We start from the raw sequence: 3,670 nt of genomic DNA on the forward strand, positions 1-3,670 counted from the left end.
CGCCATGGGGTGCAGCAGCGCCAGGGCGGTGTACATCTGGCCGACCATCAGGACGCCGAGTCCGGTGAGCAGGGCGGTGGTCGGGGCGGCCGGGGCCCAGCCCGGCGGCTGACCGGGTGTCCTGCTGCCCGCTGTGCGCTCGGGCGTGGTGGTGGGGTGGGACATGAGAACTCCGAAAGGACGTCTGGTGGCGGCCCCGTGTGCGCGGTGTGATCGGCCGGCGGCACGTGCCGGGGACGAGGACGCCCCCGACCGGAGGGAGGCCGGCCGGGGGCGGTGGGGGATGCTCAGGCGGCCGGGGTGTTCAGCACGTACTCGCGCGAGGCGTGGACCTCGCGGCGCAGGGCGGGCAGGTCGACGTCGAGGACGTGGCCGTTCCACTTGCGGGGCTCGCCGCCCACGAGGACGGCGCTGATGTTGCGGGCGTCGGAGCCCAGCACGACGGTGCCGATCGGGTCGTTGAGCGGCATGTTGTTGAGGTCCTCGGCCCGGATGACCAGCAGGTCGGCCTTCTTGCCCGGGGTGAGCGAGCCGGTGACGGCGTCCAGGCCGTTGGTGCGGGCGCCCTGGAGGGTGGCGAAGTCGAGGACGTCGTGGGTGGTGATGCGGCGGGGCTCCTGGTCGGTGCCGTGGACGGCGTTGACGGCCCGCATCCGCTGGATGGCGTGCAGGGACCGCATCTGCGTGAACATGTCGCTGACCAGCGCCACCTCGACGTCGATGCTCAGGCCGGGGCGGATGCCGACGGACAGGGCCTCGTCGACGGCGGGGATCGCGGTCTCCAGGCCGATCTGGGCGTCGGAGGTGGGGGCGAGCGCCACGGTGGTGCCGGTCTCCCCCATCGCCTTCCACGCCTCGGAGGTGAGTCCGGTGGCGTGGATGAGGGTGACGTCGGGGCTGAGGAGGCCGTCCTCGGCCCAGCGCAGGATCGCCTCGGAGGAGGCCGTGCCGAGGACCGCGTCCACGCTCACTCCGATGCCCAGGTCCTGTGCAACGCGGGCGAGTTCGGGACCGTAGGCGAGCGCCGGTCCGGCGATCTCGTCGGTGGCGAGCGTCGCCAGGCGCAGGGTCAGCAGCTGGTCGTCGCTGCTGAAGTACCGCTCCTTGAGGCGGGTCAGGTCACCGGGCCACTGCTTGTCCCAGTCGCCGAAGTGCGGGCCCATGGAGGCGTGCACGCCGCGGATGCCGGTGTCGCGCAGGGCCTCGACGGCGGCGTCGGAGTGCTCGGGGGTGCGGGAGTTGTGGGAGAAGTCGAGCAGGGTCGTGATGCCGCTGTCGAGCGCGGTGAGGGCGGCCAGCCTGGTGCCGGTGTACATGTCCTCGGGCCGGTAGACGGTGGCGTAGCCGGCCAGGGTGGACGTGACGTAGGCGCCGAGGTCGTCGACGTCCGGCATGATCCGGCGCAGCTGGGTCTCCCAGGCGTGCCGGTGGGTGTCGACGAAGCCCGGGCTGAGGACGGTGCCGGTGGCGTCGACGACCACGGCGTCGCCGGCGTCGAGGCGGGGGCCGACGGCGGTGATGGTGCCGCCCTCGACGAGCAGGTCGGCGTTGTGCAGGACACCGAGGCCGGGGTCCATGGTGACGACGGTCGCGCCGGTGAACAGGATGCGCCGCTCGGCCGCGGGGCGGCGCCGGATCCGGTCGAGGACGGCCGCGCCGGTGGTGTCGTTGACGTTCATGAGGGATCTGCTTTCCGTACGTCGGGGAGGAGGTGGCGGGCTGCCGGCGGCACCGGCGCTGCTCGGTTTCCGGTCTTGGCCGGTCCGGTCACGGCGACCAGGGCGCCGTTTCCCCGTGTGCCGCGCACCCGGGGTCGGGGCGGGTACGGGCGGGGTTCTGGAACCGGTCGTCCGTGGGCTGCACGGGGCCGGACCGCCGTGTCCGCCGCACAGCGGCCGGCGGTCGGCGGTCAGCTCTGCTTCATGACGTAGCCCGCGTGGTGCAGTTCGTCGCCCCTGAACTCCCCGTAGGCCCAGAAGCCGAGGTCGTCCAGGTAGTCGATGCGGTCGCCGTCGATCCAGAACCGGCCCCGGTAGGCGTGGCGGCGACCGCCCCGTGTCTCGTCGTAGCGGCCGTCGGCGGTGAGTTCCTGGTGCAGGAAGTCCTCCCGGTCGATCCAGACGCCGAGCCGCGGGTTGCCGGTCAGGTCCGGTGCGGCGGGGATGCCCGTCTCGGGGGCGGTGATCCGGCCGGGGACGTCGGTGCCCGCCCACAGGACGGGCCGGCCGGCTGCGACCAGGGCACGGACCTGCTCCGGACGAGAGGTGAGGGTGGCCACCGCGCCCGGCACGTCGGCGGCGAGTTCGTCGGGCACCACCAGGAAGTCGGTGGTGTTGCCCGGGGTGAGCGTCGCGACGTGGTCCGAGCGTCGGCCGCGTCCGCCGGCCAGGGCGACGGTGTCCACGACGGCGGGGACGACGGTCGTGCCCGTGCAGTCGACGACGATGGCGTTGTCGTCCTGTGCCGCGGTGACGATGGCGGGGCCGACACCCACGATCAGGGGACCGACGAACAGGATGTCGGCACCGGTCATGGTCCCGATCAGCGGGTCCATCGTCATGATCCGGGCGTTGGTGAACAGGACGGGCCGGCCACCGTCGTTCGAGACGATCGCGTCGAGGGCCTCCGGGTTCCAGCTCACGGTGCCGGTGTCGGTGGTGGTCATGGTGTTCCTCAAGGGGAGTTCGGGAGTTCGGGAGCCCGGCTCGTCGGCCGGCCCGGCGAGCCGGGCGAGCACCGGTGCGAGCGGGGCAGCTGCTCGGCGGTCGCGGCAACTGCATGACCACCAGACTCGTCGCACCGCGGAACCGGAACCAGGCCGCTGCGTTCCCGGGTGCGCGGCACCCATGGTCGGCCCCGCTGCCCGCGACGGCCCCCGCGGAACGGCCCTGACGGGCTGCCGGTGCGGGAACGACGAGTCGGAACCGGCGCTCGGCGGTGGTGGGGTCCCGGCGATCCACGGTCGCGGCCCTGGCACGTTCCGGGTTCACCGCGTCCGGGAGGCTCGTCCGTCCGGCTCCCTCGTGTCGCCACGCCGTTCCGCTCGCGATCGTGGGTGCACGGCCCCCGGGAAGCCCTCACCTGGGGAGGGAACGGCCTGGCTTCTTCCCGTCGCGGGTTCAAGAGTGGAGCCATGACCAGCAACGACATGCCCCGCGACCCACACCCGTACGTCGGCGTGTGGGTGACCGCGGACGGCTTCATCCGCCAGGAACTCCTGCCGAACGGCCGCTACGACGAGGCCCGCGGAAAACGTCAGAGCGCCTACACCGGCCGGTACACCGTCACCGGCGCCCACATCGACTACGTCGACGACACCGGCTTCACCGCCACCGGCGACATCCGCGGCGGTGTTCTCTTCCACGAGCACCTGGTGCTCTACCGCGAGGGCGACCCGCGCGTCCGCCAGGGAGACACGGTGTCGCGCGGCTGACAGGTCACACGGACTTTCCGTCGCGGCCGTTCGCCCCGGGCACCGGCGCCTGGAGCGGGCGGCCGGCGTCGCGGTGAGCGAATCCTTCCCGCAGGACGAGCCATCACGAGGATGCCCATGGGCAGGGGCGGGAGAACACGGGGCGGAGCCGCGGCGTCGGCCGGAGCCGTCCGCCGTCGGGCCGCCTCGGCCGGGCCGTTCCCGAGCTCCCCGGTCCGCGCGCCGCCGGTCCGCGCG

The 3,670-nt window shown here is 73.2% G+C and carries 3 protein-coding genes; 1 reads left to right on the top strand and 2 read right to left on the bottom strand.

Annotation, left to right across the window (positions count from 1 at the left end):
* Positions 1-287 precede the first annotated feature (287 nt).
* Both RIM90_RS31000 and RIM90_RS31005 read right to left on the bottom strand, forming a co-directional pair.
* Positions 288-1,679 carry an amidohydrolase family protein gene (locus tag RIM90_RS31000; protein WP_309064065.1) on the bottom strand — a complete coding sequence of 464 codons (1,392 nt, stop codon included), beginning with the start codon at positions 1,677-1,679 and terminating at the stop codon, positions 288-290.
* 230 nt (positions 1,680-1,909) lie between these two features.
* Complete coding sequence (locus RIM90_RS31005; protein ID WP_309064066.1) at positions 1,910-2,665, bottom strand: Atu4866 domain-containing protein; 756 nt, start codon at positions 2,663-2,665, stop codon at positions 1,910-1,912.
* A gap of 468 nt (positions 2,666-3,133) precedes the next feature.
* Here RIM90_RS31005 and RIM90_RS31010 point away from each other — a divergent pair, with 468 nt between their 5' ends.
* Positions 3,134-3,433, top strand: a complete 300-nt coding sequence (locus tag RIM90_RS31010) for an Atu4866 domain-containing protein (protein WP_309064067.1) — start codon at positions 3,134-3,136, stop codon at positions 3,431-3,433.
* The last annotated feature ends 237 nt before the right edge of the window (positions 3,434-3,670 follow it).

Origin of the sequence: Streptomyces sp., assembly GCF_031181555.1 — a bacterium.
Taxonomy (GTDB): Bacteria; Actinomycetota; Actinomycetes; order Streptomycetales; family Streptomycetaceae; genus Streptomyces; species Streptomyces fimbriatus.